The sequence below is a fragment of the Streptomyces sp. H39-S7 genome (assembly GCF_027158205.1).
Taxonomy (GTDB): Bacteria; Actinomycetota; Actinomycetes; order Streptomycetales; family Streptomycetaceae; genus Actinacidiphila.
Genome location: NZ_JAPVLU010000028.1, coordinates 80,295 through 102,615, shown reverse-complemented (window position 1 = coordinate 102,615; position 22,321 = coordinate 80,295). Strand labels below are relative to the sequence as shown.

The window sequence follows — 22,321 nt, the reverse complement described above, 5'->3', positions numbered from 1 at the left end:
GAACAGCTGATGGATCTACCCGCATTGACCCCGTCCCAGAGGGCCCAAGCGCTGGAGAAGGCGAAGGCCGTCCGCAAGGAGCGCGGGGACCTGATGGCCCAGCTCAAGGCAGGGACCCTGCCGCTCACGGACCTGCTCAGCCGAAAGGACGCGGTGGTCGGCAAGATCCGCGTACGCCGCCTCCTGGAATCACTTCCCGGCATCGGTGCCGTCCGCGCTCGCCAACTGCTCGCCGACCTCGGAATCGCCGAGAGCCGCCGCGTCCAGGGCCTCGGCTCCGCGCAGCGCGCACGGCTCCTTGCGCTCTTCCCACCCACCGACTGACCGAGCGTGCCGTTCCGGAACCGGCCAGGGCGATGACTGCCCGTTGGGCCTGGTGCGCAGCCGTGACCAGTACGTGTACTGCGCGGCTTTGGCGAGGCTGGCCGCGGGGATGGCCCCTGCGTGCAGCTCGGTGTATTCGCCGACGGCCCGCTGCTTCCCGCGCGCGGGGGATGGCCCCATGCTGGCGCGCCAGGATGCGATGAAGCCGTTGCTCGAATCCTCGGCGGCAGTAAGCACGATTCGAGCCCGGATGACCTCTCTCACCTGCGGCCCGGCGCGGGCCGGCGGCCGGAAGGCACCATCGGCTTGTAGATGCGGTGCGGGGCAGGGGGCCACCCCGGGTTGGCGCGCCCGGCTGAGGTGTGCCGGGCCTTCAACTCCCTGAGCACGTCGGGTCGCCGGTCGGGTCTGAGTTTCCGCGGCGCGGCCTGGCCCATGACTTTCGAGCGGTGCTCGCGACGAGGGCTCACGAGTGCAGGGTCGGCCGGTAGATAAGTTCCTGGATCTGGCCGCCGAGCGTTCGGCTCTCGATCAGCTCGAGGTCGAAGTCCGCCGCGCCGTGGAAGATCGAGTGCAATCCGGTGCTCCCGGTGATCACTGGGAAGACCGTGACCTGGACGCGGTCGACCAGGCCTGCGGCCATCAGCGCCCGGTTCATCGACAGGCTGCCGTGTGAGCGCAACGGCACCGCGGACTCCTTCTTCAGCCGGGCCACGACGTCGACGGCGTCGCCCGGCGCGACGGTCGCGTCCGGCCAGTCCAGGGGCTCGTTCAAACTGCTCGACACCACCGTGGTCGGCAGGTGCAGCATCCGGGTGACCCAGGGGTCGCGCACGGACTCCTCGGTGCCGGAAGCCAGGATGCCCACAAAGGCTCGATAGGTGTTGGCTCCGAGGACCATCCGCTGCTCCGGGGCGTACTGGGTCAGGCGGTGGTCGAGGAATTCGGTTCCTTGCTTCCCCCAATACCCGCTCCAGTCGCCCCCGGCGGCGCCGAAGCCGTCGAGACTGGAAAAGACGTCGAAGGTGTAGGGAGCGGACATGAGGTCCTCCGTGGGGTGGTAGACGGCCCCGGGCCGCATGGGGCTGATCGTGTCTGTCGATATACCGACTGACCCTCGCGGTGAAACTCATCGCCCGTGAACCCGGGAATCCGGCGCTTCCCACCCGGACCTTGCCGAGCGCCTCGGCGACGCCGTCGGCGCCCGTGGGGGACTGGCACGCGGTCACCCGCCATGTGTCTACCGTCGTGAAGCAGGCTGCCGCGACGTCCTCGCTGAGGAGCCGGCCGACTTCGCGGGCCGGCGCGCTCAGTGCCTGTCGCTGGCGACTGCCGGACCGCAAGGAAGGTCGTGGTGGGGCCGACAGGTCGGGCAGCGACCGTACCGCGAGCCTCTCAGGAGCGGGGCTGCAGGTACTCGAAGACGGAGCCGTCGGGGTGGCGGGCGACGATCCTGGTGCCGTTGGGTACTTCGTTGGGTGCCTCGAGGATCTCGGCGCCGGCCTTGCCGAGGGCGTCGAGAACGGGCGTCAGGGATTCGACGATGACGGTCGCGTTCTGCGAGACGTACTTCTCCAGCGGACCGGAGCAGAGCAGGAAGGGTCCTACCAGTGCCACCTCCAGTTCGCGGTACGGGAAGCGGCGGACTTCCGTGTCCCCGGCCAGGTCCTGGTAGAGAGGGATCGCGTCTTCGAGGTTCTCTACTTCGACGTTCGCGACTATTGCTCGGATGTTGCTGCTCACGGCTGTCTTCCTTGCTCAGTTGTCGATGAAGACGGGGTGGTCGGGCGCTCGGTGTGACCGGCGTAGTAGGTGTCCTGGCCGCCCTCGGTCAGCGGGTGGCTCGGTGCGAGGCGATCTCCGTGGCCCACCCGGAAGGCCATCTGCTCCCGCCACGTCGTCGGGGGCCGGGAGAGCACCCGCACCCGCGCCTGCCAGGCCGCGGGCGCGGCAGGGGCCGGCGGTGCGCTCGGGCGTAACACCTGCCCTGCTCCTCGGTGCTGTTCGTAGGCGATGGCGCGCATGACGCTTCCCTTCCGAGAATTATTAATGACGAGTGTCATTGGAACTGTTGTTATGATGAAAGGCATCATCAAAAAGGTCAAGTCGAGAGCGATGCGAGAGGACGGTCATGCCGCGGATCACCAAGGAGGACAAGGCCCGCAACCGGCACAACATCCTCGAAGCGGCGGGCCGCATGTTTCGCTCGCAGGGCGTAGACGCGGTCGGCATCGCCGAGTTGATGAAGGAGGCCGGACTCACCCACGGCGGCTTCTACAATCACTTCGCCTCCAAGAACGACCTGGTCGTGGAGGTGTGCGGCGCCTCCTTCGCCGCCTCGCTCGGGGGCCTGGCGCGGACGATCGAGGACGGTTCGGGCCAGGCCGGCTCTCCGCTGGAGCGGGTCGTGGCCGGGTACCTGTCCACCGCGCACCGTGACGCCCCGGACGGCGGCTGCCCCTCCGCCTCCCTGGTCACCGACGTCGGACGGCAGGGCGAGGCCGTGCAGAGGGTGTACGCCGAAGGCGTCGAGGGTTACCTCACCGGCTTCGCCGCGGAGTTTCTGCGCGAAGCGGAGGAAAAGGGGCACGAACTCGACCCGGGCGAAGCCCGCGACAAGGCCACCCGCCTGCTCAGCGAAATGGTCGGCACGCTGATGCTCGCCCGCGCCGTACGGCACGTCGAGCCCGAGCTCTCCGACGAGATCCTGCAGACCGGCCGCAGCTGCGCCCTCGACTGATGCACCACGTTCGCGCGCTGCAGTAGCCGCGGCTGGACATCGCGGACTGGAGAGGGACGAGCGGATCGACCTTGCGCCGCTTCGCCCGATGCCCGGTGCCCGTACCCCCGGCGGTCGCCTCCGGCCACGCCCTGGCGGAGCCACGCTGAACTTTCGTGGGCCCGTGCCTGTGCCGCGCCGAGCGCGCCTACGCCGAGAATGATCGATCTCACCGAACTTTCACTGGTGGGCAGCACTTCCTCTGCCGGTTCGGGGCGGTGACGCTTACCGGTCAGGGGCGTTCCCACTCCGACCGGCGGCCGCCTTTTACTGTCCCCGAGCCTGGGGGACCATCAACGGGTGTCTGAACTTGCGTCCGAAGAAGCGCCCCTGGTGCAGGAAGCTGTCACGACCCTGTCCACTGAGGTCGTGCCGGCGCGGGAACGGTTCGAGTGGTGGATGCATCGGATGCGCCAGGACGTCATGCCCACCGTGATGACCAGCGATCACGCCGACTGCTTCCGAGGGCGAGCCGACGTGTCCGACCTATCGGCCAGCACCGTGGTGGCTCTCACCTTCTCGCCGCTGTCGGCTCGTCGCGGCCCTGCGCTCATCCGGCATCATGACCCGGAGGACTACCACCTGTTCGTGGTCCACGGCAGCCCCATCAGACTGGAACAGTCCGGCAACGTCACATGCCTCTCGGCCGGAGACATGGCTCTGTTCGACACTTCCCACCCGCTGGCTGCCGACTTCCTCGACCATGGTCGGCAGCAACGTCTGACGCTGATGCGGATGCCCAGAGCTTCCCTGCCACTGCCGGGCGGTACGGCGGACCGCCTGCTGGGCAACCCTCTCCGCACGCGAACCCCGACAGGGGCGCTCCTTGGCCAATTCCTGTCCGGCTTCCGGGAGAACTCCGCCGCGGCCGGCTCGGCGGAACGGCATCGGCTGGGCCGCATCGGATTCGATCTGGCCGTCACGTTCCTCGCGAGCCACATCGACGCGCAGCACACCCTGCCTGTGGAAACCCGTGAGCATGAACTGCGCGCACGCATCGACGCGTTCATCGAGCACAACCTTGGTGATCAAGATCTGCGGCCGGCCACCATTGCCACCCACCACCGTATATCCGTACGTACCCTGCACCAGCTGTTCCAGGGCCAGCCCGAAACGGTCAGCGCGATGATCCGGCGACGCCGCCTCGAACGGTGCAAGGCCGACCTTCTCAACCTGCGGCTGGGACATCACACGATTGGCGATATCTCCACCCGGTGGGGATTCCGCCACCCCGCAGACTTCAGTCGCGCCTTCCGCGCCGCCTACGGCGTGCCGCCCAGGGACCTCAGACACCAGGAATGTCACGGACCTCGCACCTGACCCGTGCGCCGCTTGCCAAGCCTCTCTGCGCTCTGTGCCAACGACTCAAGGACACGAGACGCGGCACAGTGAACCCAGTGGGCGGCCCTGCTCTCCTGAAGCTTCCGCGAGGTGACCAGTAGCTCTCAAGTGCCGTCGTGCCAAAGCAGATCGCGGAAGTACAAGCCACTGAGCGGCCACAGCCGCCTTCGCCACCATTGGGAGGATCACTTGAAGCGCAAGCTGAGCGCGTTTGTCACGATCTTAGTTGCCCTGGCCGGGCTGCTGGTTGTTGCGGCACCGGTCCACGCCGCGAGTACGCAGGGCACCGCTACGCAGGCTGTCAGTGCCCTCGGTGTGAAGAGCGCCTGGTACCGCCCGGCCGACGGTCCCCGTGAGAGCGACGGGTGTCGTATCAACCTCGACGGGCCGCTCGACCCTCTCCTGGTCTGTGGGTCGCAGTACACCATCATCGAGTGGTGGGACGGGCGGTGGGAGGTCTTCGGGCTCGGGACCGACCGCCAGATCTGGCACACATGGCAGACGGCCCCTGGCAGTGCCTACATCCCGTGGACAGCACTGGGCGGCTACCAGCTGAACTCGTGGGGCGTGGGCCTCAAGGACAGCGTGCCCACGATCATTGTCCGGGGCGGGAACGGCGTTGACTACTGCAAGAGATTCAATGGGAACGGAGGATGGTACGACTGGTTCGCCTGCTGAATCGACGAGCCAACCCCGGCGTGGGCAACAGCAGATTGATCCGAGTGGGGTAGGTGAAGTGGGAAGCCGCACCGATCACGATCGGTGCGGCTTCCGGCTTCGCTCCGACCGTACAGCCGGAGCGTTCTGCGCACGGTCCTCGGTGAGGTCACGCCGGTGAGGTTCTTCTGCGTGAAAACCCCAGCTGGGCGGTTGATGTCAGGCCGGACCGATGGGATAGGGGTGCTCCTGGGCAGGTTCCCAACGACGGGTCCTGGGTGCTGTGCAGGAGCACAGGGCCCGGGCGTACAGCGCGCCGTCGCCCGTATCGTTCCGGCATGACCACCGATCCGCGGATAGGCGAGTTCCGCACTTCCGACGATTTGACCTTGCGTTACTACTCCTGGGGCGAGGTCGGCGAACTGCCGCCCGTTCTCCTGCTGCACGGGTTCGCGGTGCACGCCCGGAGCAACTGGGAGGATCCCGGGGTAGTCGCCGCGCTGCTCGGTCACGGACGCCACGTCGTGGCGCTTGACGCCCGGGGCCACGGCGCGTCGGACCGGCCGCACGACCCGGCCCGGTACGGAGAGGTTCGGATGGCCCGTGACGTGACTGAGTTGATCGACGTCCTCGGGGTGGGCGAGGTCCACCTGGCGGGCTACTCGATGGGGGCCGTGGTCGCGCTGCTGGCGACCGCCGCCGATCGGCGCGTCACCCGGCTGGTCACCGGCGGAGTCGGCGCGGGCGTCGTGGAGGTCGGGGGACTCGATCGGCGGGCGATACCGACGGAACTGGTGACAGCGGCGCTGAACGCCGAGGACCCGGCGGACGCACCGGCCCAGGCCGCCGGGTTCCGGCTGCTCGCGGACGCGGTGGGGGCCGACCGGCAGGCGCTGGTCGCGCAGCTCACGGCGGCGTTCCGGGGGCCGATGCCGCTGGCGGACATCCGGGTGCCGTTCCTGGTCCTCGCCGGGTCCGAGGACCCGTTGGCGGTGCGGCCTGAAGTACTCGCGGACGCCGTCGCCGGGGCGGAACTGTCCGTGCTGCCCGGCGACCACCTCACGGTGGTGCGCGATCCCCGGTTCGCGGCGGCCGTGGCCGCGTTCTTGTCCGCGCGGGACAAACGGGGCTGAGATCCTGCCCGCGCGGGGATGGGCCCGACCCGAACTACCTGCTCGCGCAGGCGTTGAAGTGCTCCCCGCATACCCCGCCACCCGCTTGGCCGGGCATGCGGTCAGCGGGTGACGGTTGCGTTTGGGTGGGCCGCCAGGTGCGTGGTCTGCCTGCTGTCCGGCTCGTGCACGGCGAGCAGGGCGAACCAGAGCCCTTTGGAAGGGCGCGGGTACCGGGGACTTGTGGGCGGAGCCCGGCCCGGCGGCGGGGTGGCCGTATGGGGGTGTCAGGGCGCCGTGAAGTCGTGACGCGGAGCTTCGCGCAGACGGAACCACACGCGGGCCTTGATGCGCGAGTGCCGGGTCAGCACGGTGTAGGGGACAGGTGTGCCTCCGGCGTCCAGGACGGCCTGCTGGAGATAGTCGCGCAGCTGCCACACGTCGACGGGGTCGGACGCGGGGTCGAGGTCGAGCGTGCGCCGCAGCCGCTCGGGCGTGAAGGCCAGATCGGCGGCGACATCGTGGGGCGCGAGCCCGGTCAGTGCGAGATTGTGGGCGAACTCCTCGCCCGTGCGGTGCCGTTCGGTGGCGTTCAGCGTCAAGGGTGTCCTCCTTGCGGTAGGACGGGCTGACCGGGGCTATCCGAGTTCGATGTCGCCGGAGCGCGTGGGGACGGCGTCGAGTGCGGCGAGAGTCGCCTCATCGAGGGTGATCGCGCCCGCGTCGGTGTTCGCCCGCAGGTGCTCAGGGTCGGCGGTGCCGGGGATGAGGAGCGTGTTCGGGGTGTGCTGGAGCAGCCAGGCCAGGCCGATCTGGGCGGGGGCGACACCCAGCGCCTGCGCGGCGGTGGCGACGGCGGGCTCGTCGGTGACCTTCGGCAGGCCCGCGTAGGCGCCGCCGAGCGGGAAGTACGGCACCCAGGCGATGTCCTCGGCGAGGCAGAGCCGCAGTATGTCCTCGTCGTCGCGCGCCACCAGGCTGTAGGCGTTCTGCACGCAGGCGATGCCCAGGGGGAGGGCGCGGCGCAGTCCGTCGAGGGGGACGCTGCTGAGCCCGATGGCGCCGATCTTCCCCTCGTCCCGCAGGTCGGCCATGACGGCGAGCTGGTCGTCGAGGTCGACGATCTGGTCGCCTTCGGGTCGCAGGCCGGGGCCGTGGTCGGCGCGGCGCAGGTTGACGAGGGGGATCTGTTGGAGTCCGAGGCTCTTGAGGTTGTCCTCGACGCCGGCCCGCAGCTGCTCGGGCCGCTGGGCGAGGCGCAGTGGGATGGGACCGCCCGGAGCTGGTTCGGCGCCGACCTTGCTGACGACCAAGACGTCGTCCTCGGGGCGGAGCGCGGCGGCGATCACCTCGTTGACGAAGCCGTTGCCGTAGAAGTGGGCGGTGTCGACGTGATCGATACCGAGCTCGACGGCACGGCGCAGCAGCGCGATCGCACCCTCGCGATCCAAGCGCTGTAGCTGCATGGCGCCGTAGCCGACGCGGGAGACGGTGCGGCCCGCGAGCACACCGGGCCCGCCGGCTCGCGCCGCTCCGGTGGTGGTGAGCTCGGGAGATCGAACGGTGGACGGCATGGCAGTCCCGCTCTCATGAGACGATGAAGGTAAACGGAGAGACTCCGTTATCAGTGACCGTAACATTAACCGGAGGTCCTCCGCTTTGGCCGTTTCGGATTCGCCAGCCCCCGATGAGTCAGCGAGAGCCGCTGAGCGTCCGGCCCGCGCAGATGCCCGGCGCAATCGGGAGCGGCTGCTCGAGGTCGCCCGCGACGCCTTCACCGCGACCGGCGGCAAGGCTCCCCTCGACGCCATCGCCCGCGAGGCCGGCGTCGGGATCGGCACGCTCTACCGTCACTTCCCCACCCGCGAAGCCCTCGTCGAGGCGATCTATGCCGCCGAACTCGACGCTGTCGTCGCCAGTGCTCCCGCTCTGCTCTCCACGCTCCCGCCCGAGGCGGCGCTGCGTGCGTGGATGGACCGCTATGGGGCGTTCTTCGCGGCCAAACGCGGCATCTCCGACACCCTGCGCGCAGGGTGGGCCTCGGGCGCCATCGCGACGCCGGCTACCCGGGAACGGCTCACCGCGGCAATCGCGGTGATCCTCGGCGCCGGGGCGCGGGCCGGCTCACTGCGGGCGGACGTCGAGCCGGACGAGGTCACGATGATGCTCCTCGGCGTGTTCTTGTCCACGACGGCCGGCAACAGCCCGGAGCTGACGGGTCGGCTACTGGACCTTGTGGTGGATGCCCTGCGGCCGCGGGCCTGACGTTCGCCCCGGTCACGCCCCCTCGCAGGCGGTCGCACCCCACTCCCGCCGAACCCCTGCCGGCAGGTGTGGGGTGCAGCTGCTGCCCACCGGGGCTTGATGCTTGCCCAGACCGACTCGGGCAACAGCGGATCGGCTTCGCGCGTCCACGGGCCGCCCGGGGTAAACACTCCGGAGCTCAACGCCGGGCCCGGATCAGCAGGTACAGGAAGTACGGCGTGCCGATCACGGCGGTGACCAGGCCCGCGCCCAGTTGGGCCGGGGCGATGACGGTGCGGCCGAGGAGGTCGGCCGTGCAGACCAGGAGCGCGCCCAGCAGGACGGCCACCGGGACCACGCGGGCGTGGCGTCGGCCCACCAGGGCGCGGGCGGCGTGCGGGGCGACCAGGCCGACGAACCCGATCGTGCCGACGGCGGCGACGGCCGTGGCGCTCAGCAGGACGCTGACGACCAGCAGGCCCAGCCGGACGGATGACGGGCGCAGACCGAGGAGTCGGGGAGTGTCGTCGTCCAGTGCGATCAGGTCGAGTTCGGTGCGCCGCAGTACCGCGACCACGGTCCCGAGGACCAGGGCAGCTGCGACGGGCAGCGCATCGTGCAGGGTGCGTCCGTAGGTGGAGCCGGACAGCCAGGTGAGCGCCTTGGTGGCGTTGAACGGGTCGGTGAGGACGATGAACAGGCTGATGAGCGCGGTGGTCGCGGCGGAGACGCCGACACCCACCAGGATCAGCCGGTTCTGTCCGAACCCGCCGCGGGCCGCGAGGCCGAACACGACGACGGCGGTGATCGCCGCTCCCGCGAGCGCGGCTGCGGCGATGTTCCAGGAGCTCGCGAGGGGCACCTTCGTGACGAGCAGTACGGCGCCGAGAGCCGCTCCGCCCGTGACGCCGAGGATGCCCGGCTCGGCGAGCGGATTGCGGGTGACGGCCTGCACGAGGGTGCCGGAAAGGGCCAGAGCTGCTCCGGCGAGGAGCGCTGCCAGTACCCGCGGCACCCGGGTGTCGAGGACGAACGACACGGATCGCCCGGCCCGGCCCTGCGCCCAGTTGGCCACGTCGCCCAGCAGCAGTTTGGTGTCGCCCAGCAGCACCGCGCCCACAACGGTCCCGACCACGACGGCAACGAGCAGCCCCACCGTGAGAACGAAGACCGCCGTACTGGGGATGCGCAGTCGCTCCGGACCGGTGGCGCTGGTGGTGTCCCGTACGCGCAGGGCCATGGCGATCAGGAACACCGCGCCGAGAACACTGGTGACGACACCGGTGGGCACCGCCACCGCGGACTGGGCGCTCACCGCCGCGCGGATCAGGACGTCCGAGCCGAGCACCAGGGCCGCTCCCGCCAGCCCGGCCACGGACAGGGTCGCCCGGATGCGGACGAAGGACCGCATGCGGCGGGCGAGCGGGCGGACCAGGGTCGGCGCGCAGAGGCCGACGAAGCCGATCGGCCCGGCGAGAGTGACCGCCGCCGCGGAGAGCAGCGAGGCGCACACCACGACAGTGGTGCGCGTGCTGCGCACGGAAACGCCGAGACCGCGGGCCGCCTCGTCGCCCAGTGCCAGCGCATCGACCCGGCGGGCTACCAGCAGGAGTCCGGCGAGTCCGGCCGCGATGACGGGTGCCATCTGCAGGACTCCGGCGAACCCGTTCTGGCTGATGCTGCCCTGGCTCCATTGGTAGAGACCGTTGGTCCGCTCGGGATACAGCAGGAGCAGGGCTTCGGTGATGGAGGACAGGCCGAGGGACAGGGCGCTGCCGGCCAGGACCAGCCGTACGGTCCCCGTGCCCGGGCCGGACAGGGACAGGACGACGGCCGCCGCCGCGAGCGCTCCGGCGAAGGCGACCCCCGAGGATGCAAGGAGCGGCAGGGTGGTGCCGGTGACGGTGAGCACACCGAGTGCCAGGTACGAGCCCGCGTTGACCGCCAGGGTGTCGGGCGCCGCCAGCACGTTGCGGCTGACGGCCTGGAGCACGGCGCCGGCAACGCCGAGCGCCGCACCGACCAGGAGCCCGGCCGCCGCCCGGGGCAGCCGGGAGGCGATCACCACCGAGGCGTCACCGGCGTCGGCGCTGCCGGTGACGGCTTTCCAGATCTCGGCCGCGCCGACGGCGGAGGTGCCCTGGGTGATGTCGACGAGCGCGAGCGCGGCAACCAGGACCACCAGCGCGGCCGTCACCGCGACCGCGCCCGTCCTGGAGGTGATGGCCCGTGGGCCGGTGGCGGGGGCAGTTGCGGTGAGGGTCATGGTGCTACTTCTTCAGGGCGCCGATGACGGCGTCGATGTAGGCCTGCAGGGACTTCGGGCCGCCGAACATCCAGATGCCGTCGGGCAGCCGGTGCACGTTGCCCTGCTGGACGAAGGGCAGCGTCGTCCACGCGGCGTTCTTGGCGAGGTCCTTGGTGAAGGGGTCGGAGGGCTCGCTCGCGTTGCCGATGTAGGCGAACTCCACGTCCCCGAGGCCGGACAGGCCCTCGACGTCGGTGGTGCCCAGGCCGTAGCTCTTGTCGCCGGTGACCTTCCAGGCGTTCTTCAGGCCGATCGCGTTGTTGACCGCGCCGATCAGCGAGCCGCTGGTGTACGGGCGGACGGAGACCTGGTTGGAGACGACGTATGCGTCTGCGAAGGCGACGGGCCGTCCCGCAAGCCCGGCGTCGGCGAGCTGCTTCCTGCCCTCGGCGACCTTGGCGTCGAACTCCTTGTTCGCCTGTGTGGCCGCGGCGGCGGTGCCCGTGGCCCGGGCGATCAGGTCGAGGTTCTGCTTCATCCGCCCGATCTGGTCGGCGGCGTCGGCGGCGTTGAGCTCGAGGACCGGCGCGATCTTGCGCAGTTGCTTGACGGCGGCGACCGGCAGGTCGTTCGTGGCCACGATCAGATCGGGGGACAGTGCGGCGATGGTGTCCATGCTGGGCTCGCCGCGGGTGCCGATGTCCTTGGGGGCGTTCTTCAGCGGAGCGGCCGTGTCCCAGGCCTTGTACCCCTTGACGTCGGCGACGCCGACAGGGTTCACGCCGAGAGTCACCAGGCTCTCGACGACGTTCCACTCGGTGGCGACGACCTTCTGGGCGGGCCCGGCGAGGGTGATCTTGGCGCCGGTCGCGTCGGTCAGGGTGATCTGCTGCGTCGCCTTCTCCGGTGCGGTCGTGGAGGCGGACTCGGTCGTACCGCAGGCGGCCAGGGCAAGCGCCGCAGTGGAAGTGGCCGTCAGGGCGAGGAGATGGCGTCTCATGAGGTGGTGCTGAGCCTTCCGGTTCGTGCATGGTGGCGGCCGATGGCGCGGGTGCGCAGCCGGCCAGTCAGGGGGTCGGTGTCGACATCGATGCGGATGCCGTAGGTGTCGGTGAGTCTCGTGGCGGTGAGGACGTCCTCGGGACGTCCGTCGGCGATGATGCGGCCGGCCCGCAGCAGGGTGATCCGGTCGGCCACCGCCGCCGCCTGGTCCAGGTCGTGCAGGACGACGCCGACGGCGATGCCGTGGTCGTCCGCCAGATCCCGGATGACGTCGAGCAGCTCGACCTGATAGCGCAGGTCGAGGTAGGTGGTGGGTTCGTCCAGCAGCAGCACGCCTGTCTCCTGGGCGAGGCAGCCTGCCAACCACACCCGCTGGAGCTGGCCTCCTGAGAGTTGTTCGGCTCCGCGGTCAGCGAGGTCGACCAGATCGGTCATGGCCAGCGCGAGCCCGACGGCGGCCGGTCCACCGGGGTCGGCCTTGGACCAGCGCCCCCGGTGGGGGTAGCGCCCGAACTCCACAATGTCTCGTACGGTCAGTCCGCTCGGCGTGGGGCGCCCCTGAGTCAGCAGAGCGACCCGGCGGGAGAACTCACGGGCGGACAGTGCGAGGGCGTCGGCCGCGTCGGCCCCGGTGCCGAGGGTCAGGGCGGCGGTACGGGGACGCTGAAGGCGCGCCAGGGCGCGCAAAAGCGTCGATTTACCGCTGCCGTTGGGGCCCACCAATGCGGTGACCTCGCCGGGCCGGAGCGTGATCGCCGCATCGTGGACCACGTCCGTTCCGCCGTACGCCACCGTCACGTCTCTGGCGGACAGCTCGTCGCCGCGTGCACGGGGGGCCTTGTTTGTTTCATCACCGGAACTCACGAGAGTGAGGGTAGCCTACCCTTACTTCACGCCATCACGCGGATTCACCTGGTCCGAGGCGTCGCGCCACAGCGATGATCCGTGCGTGTTCTTTTCATCCCGCAGTCGATGGGGGATGAGAGTCATCCCCCTGGAGGGTGGGGCGGTCCAACGGATCTCGTTCCGAGGATGACTTGGAAGCCCATCCTGGGAGCGATGTGGTGGGAGCGGTGCGCCGAAAGGATGGTGCGCATGACCACCACTCGACCCCACTCCGCTGTGTCGCCGGCGCCCCGCTGGGCGGTGCGGGCCGCACACGTCGCCGCACTGACCGCCCTCCCCGCCGGGATCTGGCGCCTCCTGCTGGCGGCCGGCTACCTGGGCGGATACACCGAGGCCGGATACCAGGCGTTGGGCGTCACCGGGTGGGGCGCGGCCTACGTGGCCGGCCTGAGCGTGGCCACCGAGGCACTCGCGCTGCTCACGCTCGGCCTGGTCCGGCTGTGGGGAGAGGTCCTCCCGCGCTGGGTACCGTTTCTCGCCGGGCGACGAGTCCACCCGCTGGCAGCCGTCGTCCCGGCCGGCCTCGGTGCCGTCGCACTCACCGTCATATGGACTCCGTTCGCGCTGTGGTGGGCGATCCCCCACCCCGGCATGACTGCCCTTGGCAGCACCGTCGCCGGATTCCTCTATCTCCCCCTGGTCGCCTGGGGACCGCTGCTCGGTGCCGTCACCTTCGCGTACTACCGCCGACGTCACACGACGCGTCCGATCCGGTGAGCCCCGCCACAGGTCGGAGAGCCGGCTCGCGCGGTCGTGTCTCAGGCGACGGCATGCGCCTGTTCCGGGAGGGCGGCGGCCGATTGCGCCACTCCGGCCAGGACCGCCCGCGCCTGGTCGGTGAGGCCGGCGGTGGCTCGCAGGTGTCCGGCTTCGTCGAGGTGGTTCTCGATGGCCGGGATCGAGAGGGTGGGCGCGGTGGGGCGAAGGCCCACGCGGGCGAGGACCGGCCGGATCATCTCGAGGGCCGGGGCGCCGCCGGACGATCCCGTGCTGTAGCTGATGAGTCCCACGGGTTTGTCCTGCCACTCGTGGTAGAGGGTGTCGATGGCGTTCTTCAGGGGAGCCGTGAAGCCGCCGTTGTACATCGGCATGACGAAGACGAAGGCATCGGCGGCGTCGATGACGGCGCTCCAGTCCTTGGCGTGCTGGTGCACGTAGTGGCCGTCGGACGGAAGCCCGGGTTCGTCCAGGAACGGCAGGGCGACCTCGCGCAGGTCGATCAGGGTGGGCTCGAACGCGCCGTGTGCGGCTGCGAGTTCGGTGATCCAGTGGGCGAGGGGGCGGCCGGAGGAGGTGAGGCGGGTGCTGAAGGAGATGATGTGCAGGCGAGTCATGGTGGTCCATTCCTTATGGGGTCGGACGGGTGGCAGGGGCCGGCGTCGTTCCCGGGAGGGTGGTGCGGGTGAAGTGACGGATGGCGGGTTGGGCCAGGGGGCCGATGACGGCGGCGTACACCAGCGTGCCGATGCCCACCGTGCCGCCGAGCAGCCAGCCGACGACGAGGACGAAGACCTCGATCGCGGTGCGGGCGGCGCGCAGCGAGATGCCGTGCGCGGCGAGTCCCGTCATCACCCCGTCGCGGGGTCCCGGGCCGAGACCGGCACCGATGTAGAGGCCGGTGGCGAGGGCATTGAGGGCGATTGCGGCGAGCAGTACGCACAGGCGCAGGGCTGGGCCGGCGAACTGGGGCAGGATGCGCAATGCGGTGTCGGCGACCATGCCGACGAGCAGGATGTTGCAGAGCGTGCCGATGCCGGGGCGGACCCGCAGGGGAATCCAGGCCAGCAGAACCAGGGCGCCGATCCCGTTGACCACCCAACCGAACGACAGGCCGGTGCTGCGTGAAAGGCCCTGGTGCAGAACGTCCCAGGCGGGGACGCCCAGGCCGGCGGCGACCATCAGCGCGATGCTGAAGCCGAACAGGGTGAGACCCGAGAGCAGTTTGACCAGCCGGGGCACGGCACCTCCCAAGTGGTTGACGTGTCACTTATAACCGTAAGGGGGAGTAGGTGACGTGTCAATCATATGCGGGTAGGCTGGGGTCATGACCGAGGAACCCCGCTGGCTGACCGACCGCGAACAGCGTGCATGGCAGGCATACCGCAGGATGTTTCTCCTGCTCAACGCCCAGCTCGCCCGCGACCTGGGGCAGGACAGCGGCCTGTCGGAGCCCGACTACGACGTGCTGTCCTCCCTCGGCAGCAGCCCCCGGTATCGGCGGCGGATCAGCGACCTCGCCGACCACATGCTCTGGTCACGCAGCCGCCTCTCCCACCATCTGGCGCGGATGGAGAAGCGGGGTCTGGTGGTGCGCGAGGAGTGCGACACCGACGGCCGCGGAGCGATCGTGGCGTTGACCGAGGACGGGCTGCGGACGCTGGGCGAAGCAGCGCCGTTGCACGTTCAGTCCGTGCGCAGAAACTTCATCGATCTGCTGGACTCCGACCAGATCGATGCGTTCGCCGGGATCGGAGAACGCGTCGTGCATCGGCTCACACACACGGCCGGCGGGCAATGATGTACGGCGGCCCCTTGAGCTGATCGGGGCCGCGGCTGTCGCTGACGGCCCAGGCCGCCGAGCCGGCCATGGTTCGCACCCGCCGGCTCGGAATACCGACGAGCGCTCACCTGGGCATACGGGAACGCTGCTTCATCATGAGCTTCTGGGAACGCGGCGTCGGGATGGCCAAGGGCACGACAACCAGTTTGAACGAGGCTGCCACGGCGACCGGAGCCTGGCAGTCCGGCGCCAACTTGGAAGATCTGCGATCCGCCTGCCCGTTCGTCCACTATGGCCCGCTCGCCGAGGCTCACGAGCGCGGCACCGCGGTTGAGACAAAGTGGGCAATCTACCGTCAGACCACTGCGCCACACGTCGAACACGACCTTATCGAGGCCGCCTACGCCGAGCCGCATCTGCGAGCATTGTTCCCCTTTCGCAGCCACATGTCGCTGAACTTCAGCCGCTGCACCGGATTCCCCTACACCCACGACGTTCCAGTGATTACCCCCGTGAACGGGAAATACCGCGTCACCTGGTGGACGACTCGCTCGCCTCACGGACCGGCAGACATCGGAGAGGCTGACGACCCGCGCGACGCGGTCGCCTTGGTCGTCGCCCACCTTCCTCCCGAATGCGGGCCGGCGGTCACCGGCACTGCAAATGATCTTGAAAGATCTGATTCCCTGTAACACCGAGGCGCATGGGTCGAGGGTTCATGGCCCGGTGGGCCGCCGCCGACGGCATCGGACAGATCCGTGACCAGTTCCGCAAGCGCATCCGCCGCGAGATGTGCCGGGCGCCCGGAGCGGTGGCCACCGCCGCCGACTCCCCGTCGATCAAGGCCGCCTACCTGCCACCCGCACGCGCAGGGGTATATCCCCGGGCTCGCATGGCCATGGGCCGTTGCTCAAGGTCAGCGAGGGGTGAGGAGGCAGAACTCGTTGCCCTCCGGGTCGGCCAGTACCGTCCAGGAGATTGCGGACTGGTCGAACCGCGGGTCAGTGGCGCCTAGAGCGCGCAGTCGGGCTGCCTCTGCGGCCAGGTCGTCATCGGGGTAGGGGCGGACATCGAGGTGGACGCGGTTCCACCCGCTCTTGGTGTCGGGGGTGCGGAGGAACTCCAGGTAGGGGCCGACGCCTTTGGCGGAGCGCATGGTCGCGTGGTCGTCGGTGACCTCGTGCAGCGTCCAGTCCATCGCCTCGCCCCAGAACCGGGCCATTGCTCGGGGGTCGGTGCAGTCGACCACCACTACGGCGATCGGCCCGGTGTCCCGGTAGATCTCCCGGGGCTCCAGGACGCAGAACTCGTTGCCCTCCGGGTCGGCCATGACCGTCCAGGGGACGTCGCCCTGACCCACGTCGGCAGGCTTCGCGCCGAGATCCTTCAGGCGCGCGACCAACTCCGCCTGATGGGCGGTCGAGGTGGTGGCCAGATCGAGGTGCACCCGGTTCTTCACCGTCTTGGGTTCCGGGCGGGCGATGATGTCGATGCAGACGGCCACGGGGTCGGGGTAGGCGAAGCCCACGGGTTCGAGGTTGGTCACGCCGGGGCCCTCGCTGTCGATACCCCACCCGAGTGCCTCCGCCCAGAACCGGCCGAGCGCGGAGTCGTCCTGGGCCTTCATGTTGATCTGCACGAGTCGTGTTGCCATGTCATAGATCCTAGACGTTGCCGCCCAGCCCAGGCCGCTGCGATCAGACATGTGCTCGATCAGGTGCTGACTTGGGTCGCCCTTGTCGAGACTGTGTGAGTCACCATGAACGAAGGCGACACCCGACTCCGCCCGCCCGCCTGCATCCGACCGGCCGGCAGCCTTGCAGCCCTCAGTCAGCCCCGCTCCATCATCACCGACCAACGATGACCGTCTAGGTGCAACCTTTGGGTTGCACCTAGACGGTCATCGTGCAACTCTGGGGTTGCATCCGATGATGACGGTGAAGGAAGAGCGGGATTCGAGTTCGACACGCCCCGAATGAAGGAAGCACGCTATGGACACGACAGAACTTCGCAGCGCCTACGACAGGTTGCTCGACGCGGCGGCCATCCCCGACCTCGGCGACGCGGACGACGGAGGATGGAACGCCGACCAGATTCTGGCCCATCTCCTCAGCATCGACGCCTCGATCGCAGCGGTTGCTCTGGGCATCGTCGCCGGCTCGCGGCCCACCTTCGACAACCGGATCTCCCTCGACACCTGGAACCTTGACCGGATCATCACCGAGCACTCAGGTCGGGTGGACCTGATGGATCATGTCCGGCGCCAGGCCACCGTCCTGTGCGACATCGCCGATCAGCTCGGCGAGAAAGCCGCCTTGGTTCCGGTGCCGTCTTTCCTCCTGTCCAATGACGCACTCGTGCTCGACCAGCCGATTCCGCTGGCAAGCCTCATCGATGGCCTCGCCGAAGACCACGTGCCCGTGCATACGCAACAGCTCCTCGATCTTCGCGTCTCCGTCCCCGGGCACGCCTGAAGACGGCGCCTGAGTCGAACATCGGGCGCCCGGTCCCCCCGGTCTCCCCTCGAGGACCGACTGCTCTGCCGGCCACGCTCGACCGGCACACCACCGATCACCACGAAGCATCCTCCGCCGCACTGGCAGCACGATCAGCCCCCGAAGGACCTCCGGGGCCGACCACCAAAACGCAAGAGGATGGCTGCCCTACGCCGCCGGATCGGTGGGGGAACCGGGCCGCACCGTCCCGTCGCCGGGCGGCGCCCTGCTGGCACGTGGTTCGGGGTGGTCGGGGAGTAGCGTGCTGGGTATGGACTTTCCTACCACTGTTGAGCGCGCTCAGCGCCTGAAGCAATTGCACGCCCAGTACCGGCCCCTGGTGTTGCCGACCGTTTGGGATGTGTGGTCCGCACGGACGGCAGCCGACGCCGGATTCCTCGCGCTGACGATCGGTAGTCATCCGCTCGCCGACTCCCGGGGGGCGGATGACCATGAGGGGCAGAGTTTTGAGGAGGTGCTGGCCGCGGTCAGGCCGATCATCGCGGCGGTCGATGTGCCGGTGTCGGTGGATCTGGAGGCCGGGTACGGGCAGGAGCCCGCGGATCTCGTCGCCGGACTCATCGAGGTCGGCGGTGTGGGTCTGAACCTTGAGGACACCGTCCACTCGGACGGCGGGCGCGTGCGCAGCACGCAGGAGCACGCGCGTTACATCGCCGGTGTGCGGGCGGCGGCTGACGACGCGGGGATCCCGCTGTGGGTCAACGGGCGCACCGACCTGTTCCTGCACGCGAAGGATGCTGCCGGTGTCCTCGAGGAGGCGATCGAGCGCCTGCGGGCGCTGGAGCAGGCCGGCGCCGACAGTGTCTACCCGGTAGGTATCCAGGACAACGACGAGCTGCTCGCGGCGGTGACCGGCGCCGTCGCCGTTCCCGTGAACTCCACCGCCCATCCCGTCAAGCACGACCTGGAGCGTTTTCGCCGACTGGGCGTCGGCCGGATCACCTACGGTCCGCTGCTGCAGTTCGCGATGGCGGATGCGATGAAGGGCATGCTCGGACCGTGGGCACCCTGACGAGGTGATCGAACGGACTGCGGGCGCCCCGGGGGAGGGGCGCCCGCAGCTTCAGTGACGGTGTCCGGGTGGTTTCGCCCTAGCCGGCGAGGTCGGCGCTGCCCAAAGGCGACGGGCGACCACCGTTTCTCTTGCTGGGCCTTGGATGGTCGGCCATCATTCTTCCGGTGTTTCCGGCGGCCCGGCAGGGGTCGTCGGGGGCGGCCGGAAGAGCACGGCTCGGGCCACGGGCGGGGCGAACAGGGCGGTGATGGGAGCGGAGAGGGTCAGTACGGAGCGGAAGGCGTGTCCCACGACGGGGTCTGCGGGGTAGCGTGCCTGGACGCGTTGCAGGTACCAGTCGGCGGCGCGGTCTGCGGGCCTGGCGTCGACTGCCGTGCCGGTTGCGCCGGGCATCTTGCGGTCGGCACCGGCGGAGATGTCCCACGCCTGCCGGGACGCGGCGAGCAGTGCCCGCTGCACGCGGCGCGTCGTAGGAGTGCGGCGCGGATGGGCCAGTGCGTCGCGCAGGGCGAGCGCGCTCATCGCGGCGACCGCCATGCCCTGCCCATAGACCGGGTTGAAAGTGCACAGGGCGTCGCCAGTGGCGAGGAACCCGGCCGGGTGGCGGCCGGGCAGGTCGTAGCGGCGGCGGATGTTCGCGGTCTGTCGGTATCCGAACGCCTGGGAGAGCGGTTGAGCCTCGTCCAGCCACCGGTGCAGGGGCGGATGCGGCAGCCTCTTGACGTAGGTCACGAACGCGTCGTCGGCCGTGGGTGGTTCGTCGCCGCGCAGCCCCGAGACGATGACCAGATGGCTGCCGTCCTCCAGCGGCAGCGCACCGCCGGCGTGGATCTGGGCCGGGCTGGGATAGACGTAGTAGCCGGCCGTGTCGCCGTCGAGGATCCCGCTGGGGCCGCGGTAGAGGCGCGATGCGTAGGCAAGCCCCGTGTCGATGGTCTCCTCGTACGGGGCCTTGGCCCCGATCGCCGTGAGCCAGTCTGGGGCCTTCGTGCCGCTGCCCGACGCGTCGACGACCAGGTCGGCTTCAAGGGCACGGTGCTCCCCGCGGGCGTCACCGGCGCGGTCCCGCAGCAGTACACCCCGCACCCGTGAGGCGTCGCCGAGGAGCCCGATGACATCGGTTGCCTCGAGCACGTTGATCACTGGATTGGTGAGGACGCGACGGCGCACCAGCTCTTCCAGCTGTGCGCGGGACCCGGTGTAGATGTGCGTGGTCGAGGGCAGCCGCCTGAACCAGTGCCCGTCCTGCCACAGCACCAGGTCCGAGGGCATACCCACCCGCGGCGCCCCCGCCGCCTCCAACTCCACGAGGAAGCCCGGCAGCAGCGACTCCAGGGCCGACTGTCCGCCCTCCAGCAGGACATGCGGATGCCGGCCCTGCGCCACCCCTGGCCGAGGCTTCACGCCCTGCGGTAACCTGTCGCGCTCCACGACGGTCACCCGGTCGGCGTACCCGGCGAGCACGTGCGCTGCGAGGAGCCCCGCAAGGCTCCCGCCCACGACAACCGCATGCCGCTCGTTTCGGTTGCCGCCTCCACCCCAACGACGACTGTCCTTGCCGGTCGAGTTCACTGATTCGTCCCCGCGTCGCTGGAAGGTGTTGCCTGGTGGCGCACTGGCAGCGTTCCTACCCGCCCCCCGGGAAGACGACACAACAAGGTCCATCACGCCGGCCGTGCGGGCGGGCCCCTTCGAGGGGCCCGCCCGCGGCTTTCGGTGGTGCGATGAAGGGCGTCAGACGGCGCTCTCGCCGTTGCTGTACGCCTTCATGTTGTAGGTCCCGAAGCCGTTCTGGACGGGGTCGCCGGCATCGTTGATGCAGTGCACGATGCCTCCGCCGCCCGCGCCGTTGAGGCAGACGGTCATCAGGTCGGTGAAGACGACACCGGGCGTGTCGGGGATCTCGTAGGCGCGGTCGGTGTAGATGTCCGCGTTGAGGTTGAAGAAGCAGTAGCTGCCCAGACCCCAGGCGTGGTGCTCCCTGACCCGGTCGGCGACCTTGTAGGCGGCGTAGCCCTTGGTGGAGCCGTGCACCCAGGCGCTCTGTGTGGGAACGTCGTACGGGTGCTCGTTCTGGAAGAAGTACGTGCGGCCGTGGTCGCCGTTCCACAGCACTTCGTACTTCTGGTAGTGCTCCACGAACAGCCCGTACGTGGTGACGTGGTCGCCGTTGACCACGAGGCCGGTGTCGGCGGGGTTGACCGCCCAGCCGACCGTGTCGTCCAGGCCGTGGTCGGCGCGCCACAGCCACAGGTGGTCGCAGACGACGTCGTTGCTGTCGATCTGCACGCTGACGCCGGCCCCGCCGGCGATGGCGCCGCCGATCCGGGCGAAGACGTCGAAGAGCGCGGTGGGGTCGGCGTCGTGGCGGCGCCGGCTGCGCCCCTGGCCGACCCGCAGCAGCACCGGGGTGTGCGCCGAGGCCGCTTCGACGAGCACGCCTGCGACGGTGACACCGCTCACGTCGGCGACCTCGATCAGTGTGTTGCCGTGCGTCGAGCGCAGCGTCGTGTAACCCAGGCCCAGCACGACCGTGCCGGGGCGGGTGACCCGGATGGTCGAGGAGAGGTTGTAGATGCCGGGGGCGAACAGCAGGTGCTGCCCGTGTGCCAGGGCGCGGTTGATCTGGGCGGCGGAGTCGCCGGGCCGGGCCACGAAGAAGCGGGACAGTGCGACGGTGCGGCCCGCGGCCGGTCCGTTCGCCCAGGTAGTGCCGGTGGAGTTACGTCGCAGCGCGGGCACGAAGACCTGGTAGGAGCCGTGCCGGTCCACGGTCAGGAACGGCTTCTCGCGGACGACCGGGGTGCGGTCGATGGTGGTGTGGGGCGGCGTCGGGAAGGACTGGGCGGGGGCGCCCTGGACACCGACGAAGACCATGTTCCAGTTGGCGCCGGTCCAGCTGCCGATGGTGTCGTTGCGCGACAGCCACTGCTGCTGCGAGCCGGACTCGACATAGCCGTCCACCACGCTGTCGGCCAGGTAGCCGCCGCTGGACCACCGGTTGCCGGGCGGGCTCGGCCACAGGGTGGTGTTGCCCTTGATGTGGACCCGGCGCAGCGGGCACGCCTGGGCGACGGCCCAGCGGTTGAGGCCGTCCGGCGGCACGATGGTCAGGTTCTCCGCGGCGCGCCAGAAGTTCTGTGTTCCGTTGCCCTCGAACCACTGGGCGTCGACGGTGACATGACCGTTGATCACCACGTCGCCGGGGGCGGCGCCGAGACCGAGGACGTGGGTGTAGAAGCCGACGTTGATGTCGACGTTGTACGTGCCCGGCCGGAAGGCCAGGGCGAAGCGCTCGCTGCCGAACTGGTTGGACTCCTGGAGGGCGAACACGGCGTCGACCTTGGCCTGGATCGCGGCGTCGCCCATGGACGGGTCGAAGACCAGGACGTTCGGACCGAGTGCTGCGGCGCCGTGACCGTAAACGTTTCCGGACTCGTGCGACGACGAGGCGGACGCGGACGACGACGCGAATGCCGATCCGGCGGAGATGCCGCCGGCCAGCGGTATCGCAGCGGCGACGGCAGCGCCGCGCAGCACGGTACGGCGAGTGGGAATGACAGACACAGCTCTCCCTGGACGTGGTGGATGGGGCGGCCGCGGCTGGTCCCTCAGCCGCGGGAGAGCGCTCTCAGGCTGGAAGTGAATCACCGTGGGTATGCAGCGTCAATAGGCGC

General features: G+C 69.6%; 24 protein-coding genes. 11 read left to right on the top strand and 13 right to left on the bottom strand.

Features of this window, described 5'->3' with window-relative positions:
• Window positions 1-9 precede the first annotated feature (9 nt).
• A complete protein-coding gene (gene mihF, locus O3X23_RS25955) occupies window positions 10-324 on the top strand; it encodes an integration host factor, actinobacterial type (RefSeq protein WP_269273984.1) in 315 nt (104 codons plus the stop codon).
• Between the two features lie 466 nt (window positions 325-790).
• Here mihF and O3X23_RS25950 read toward each other — a convergent pair whose 3' ends face one another.
• The 3 genes from O3X23_RS25950 to O3X23_RS25940 all read right to left on the bottom strand — a co-directional run bounded on the left by O3X23_RS25950 (window position 791) and on the right by O3X23_RS25940 (window position 2,306).
• Window positions 791-1,366 carry a dihydrofolate reductase family protein gene (locus tag O3X23_RS25950; protein ID WP_269273964.1) on the bottom strand — a complete coding sequence of 192 codons (576 nt, stop codon included), beginning with the start codon at window positions 1,364-1,366 and terminating at the stop codon, window positions 791-793.
• Between the two features lie 353 nt (window positions 1,367-1,719).
• Window positions 1,720-2,067, bottom strand: a complete 348-nt coding sequence (locus O3X23_RS25945) for a VOC family protein (RefSeq protein WP_269273963.1) — start codon at window positions 2,065-2,067, stop codon at window positions 1,720-1,722.
• Window positions 2,064-2,306 carry a hypothetical protein gene (locus tag O3X23_RS25940; protein ID WP_269273962.1) on the bottom strand — a complete coding sequence of 81 codons (243 nt, stop codon included), beginning with the start codon at window positions 2,304-2,306 and terminating at the stop codon, window positions 2,064-2,066. Before O3X23_RS25940 ends, O3X23_RS25945 begins: the two co-directional genes overlap by 4 nt.
• 149 nt (window positions 2,307-2,455) lie before the next feature.
• Between O3X23_RS25940 and O3X23_RS25935 the strand changes: the two genes are divergently transcribed.
• The 4 genes from O3X23_RS25935 (at window position 2,456) to O3X23_RS25920 (ending at window position 6,234) form a co-directional block, all read left to right on the top strand.
• A complete protein-coding gene (locus O3X23_RS25935) occupies window positions 2,456-3,064 on the top strand; it encodes a TetR/AcrR family transcriptional regulator (protein ID WP_269273961.1) in 609 nt (202 codons plus the stop codon).
• Window positions 3,065-3,403: 339 nt separating this feature from the next.
• A complete protein-coding gene (locus O3X23_RS25930) occupies window positions 3,404-4,423 on the top strand; it encodes a helix-turn-helix domain-containing protein (RefSeq protein ID WP_269273960.1) in 1,020 nt (339 codons plus the stop codon).
• 210 nt (window positions 4,424-4,633) lie between these two features.
• A complete protein-coding gene (locus O3X23_RS25925) occupies window positions 4,634-5,122 on the top strand; it encodes a hypothetical protein (RefSeq protein WP_269273959.1) in 489 nt (162 codons plus the stop codon).
• 317 nt (window positions 5,123-5,439) lie between these two features.
• Entirely contained in the window at window positions 5,440-6,234 is a 795-nt protein-coding gene (locus O3X23_RS25920; protein ID WP_269273958.1) for an alpha/beta fold hydrolase, read from the top strand.
• A 266-nt stretch (window positions 6,235-6,500) separates the two neighbouring features.
• Here O3X23_RS25920 and O3X23_RS25915 read toward each other — a convergent pair whose 3' ends face one another.
• Together O3X23_RS25915 and O3X23_RS25910 are read right to left on the bottom strand one after the other, a co-directional pair.
• A complete protein-coding gene (locus tag O3X23_RS25915; RefSeq protein WP_269273957.1) occupies window positions 6,501-6,815 on the bottom strand; it encodes a DUF2316 family protein in 315 nt (104 codons plus the stop codon).
• 36 nt (window positions 6,816-6,851) lie between these two features.
• Window positions 6,852-7,787, bottom strand: a complete 936-nt coding sequence (locus O3X23_RS25910) for an aldo/keto reductase (protein ID WP_269273956.1) — start codon at window positions 7,785-7,787, stop codon at window positions 6,852-6,854.
• Window positions 7,788-7,872: 85 nt separating this feature from the next.
• Here O3X23_RS25910 and O3X23_RS25905 point away from each other — a divergent pair, with 85 nt between their 5' ends.
• Entirely contained in the window at window positions 7,873-8,478 is a 606-nt protein-coding gene (locus O3X23_RS25905; protein WP_269273955.1) for a TetR/AcrR family transcriptional regulator, read from the top strand.
• Window positions 8,479-8,656: 178 nt separating this feature from the next.
• Here the strand turns inward: O3X23_RS25905 and O3X23_RS25900 are convergent, their stop codons facing one another.
• Genes O3X23_RS25900 through O3X23_RS25890 form a run of 3 tightly spaced genes read right to left on the bottom strand, consistent with a single transcriptional unit; the run spans window position 8,657 to window position 12,571 of the window.
• A complete protein-coding gene (locus O3X23_RS25900; RefSeq protein ID WP_269273954.1) occupies window positions 8,657-10,723 on the bottom strand; it encodes an iron ABC transporter permease in 2,067 nt (688 codons plus the stop codon).
• A gap of 4 nt (window positions 10,724-10,727) precedes the next feature.
• Window positions 10,728-11,705 (bottom strand): ABC transporter substrate-binding protein, encoded by a 978-nt coding sequence (locus O3X23_RS25895; RefSeq protein WP_269273953.1) that lies wholly within the window; start codon window positions 11,703-11,705, stop codon window positions 10,728-10,730.
• A complete protein-coding gene (locus O3X23_RS25890) occupies window positions 11,702-12,571 on the bottom strand; it encodes an ABC transporter ATP-binding protein (RefSeq protein ID WP_269273952.1) in 870 nt (289 codons plus the stop codon). Before O3X23_RS25890 ends, O3X23_RS25895 begins: the two co-directional genes overlap by 4 nt.
• A gap of 231 nt (window positions 12,572-12,802) precedes the next feature.
• On the opposite strand from O3X23_RS25890, the gene O3X23_RS25885 reads away from it, so the two are divergent.
• Complete coding sequence (locus O3X23_RS25885; protein ID WP_269273951.1) at window positions 12,803-13,330, top strand: hypothetical protein; 528 nt, start codon at window positions 12,803-12,805, stop codon at window positions 13,328-13,330.
• Window positions 13,331-13,371: 41 nt separating this feature from the next.
• Here O3X23_RS25885 and O3X23_RS25880 read toward each other — a convergent pair whose 3' ends face one another.
• Both O3X23_RS25880 and yczE read right to left on the bottom strand, forming a co-directional pair.
• Complete coding sequence (locus O3X23_RS25880; RefSeq protein ID WP_269273950.1) at window positions 13,372-13,947, bottom strand: NADPH-dependent FMN reductase; 576 nt, start codon at window positions 13,945-13,947, stop codon at window positions 13,372-13,374.
• Between the two features lie 13 nt (window positions 13,948-13,960).
• Window positions 13,961-14,572, bottom strand: a complete 612-nt coding sequence (yczE, locus tag O3X23_RS25875; protein WP_269273949.1) for a membrane protein YczE — start codon at window positions 14,570-14,572, stop codon at window positions 13,961-13,963.
• Between the two features lie 85 nt (window positions 14,573-14,657).
• Here yczE and O3X23_RS25870 point away from each other — a divergent pair, with 85 nt between their 5' ends.
• Entirely contained in the window at window positions 14,658-15,131 is a 474-nt protein-coding gene (locus tag O3X23_RS25870; RefSeq protein WP_269273948.1) for a MarR family winged helix-turn-helix transcriptional regulator, read from the top strand.
• A 137-nt stretch (window positions 15,132-15,268) separates the two neighbouring features.
• Window positions 15,269-15,805, top strand: coding sequence for a DUF6193 family natural product biosynthesis protein (locus tag O3X23_RS25865; RefSeq protein ID WP_269273947.1), 537 nt, complete (start codon window positions 15,269-15,271; stop codon window positions 15,803-15,805).
• Between the two features lie 224 nt (window positions 15,806-16,029).
• Here the strand turns inward: O3X23_RS25865 and O3X23_RS25855 are convergent, their stop codons facing one another.
• Window positions 16,030-16,767 carry a VOC family protein gene (locus tag O3X23_RS25855; protein WP_269273946.1) on the bottom strand — a complete coding sequence of 246 codons (738 nt, stop codon included), beginning with the start codon at window positions 16,765-16,767 and terminating at the stop codon, window positions 16,030-16,032.
• A 337-nt stretch (window positions 16,768-17,104) separates the two neighbouring features.
• Between O3X23_RS25855 and O3X23_RS25850 the strand changes: the two genes are divergently transcribed.
• Together O3X23_RS25850 and O3X23_RS25845 are read left to right on the top strand one after the other, a co-directional pair.
• A complete protein-coding gene (locus tag O3X23_RS25850; protein ID WP_269273945.1) occupies window positions 17,105-17,587 on the top strand; it encodes a hypothetical protein in 483 nt (160 codons plus the stop codon).
• 292 nt (window positions 17,588-17,879) lie between these two features.
• A complete protein-coding gene (locus O3X23_RS25845; RefSeq protein ID WP_269273944.1) occupies window positions 17,880-18,641 on the top strand; it encodes an isocitrate lyase/PEP mutase family protein in 762 nt (253 codons plus the stop codon).
• A gap of 156 nt (window positions 18,642-18,797) precedes the next feature.
• Here O3X23_RS25845 and O3X23_RS25840 read toward each other — a convergent pair whose 3' ends face one another.
• The gene (locus O3X23_RS25840; RefSeq protein WP_269273943.1) at window positions 18,798-20,144 is read right to left on the bottom strand and encodes an NAD(P)/FAD-dependent oxidoreductase; all 1,347 of its coding nucleotides are present in this window, start codon (window positions 20,142-20,144) and stop codon (window positions 18,798-18,800) included.
• 234 nt (window positions 20,145-20,378) lie between these two features.
• On the bottom strand, window positions 20,379-22,211 hold the full coding sequence (locus O3X23_RS25835) for an adenylyl cyclase (RefSeq protein WP_269273942.1): 1,833 nt from the start codon (window positions 22,209-22,211) through the stop codon (window positions 20,379-20,381).
• Window positions 22,212-22,321: the final 110 nt, after the last annotated feature.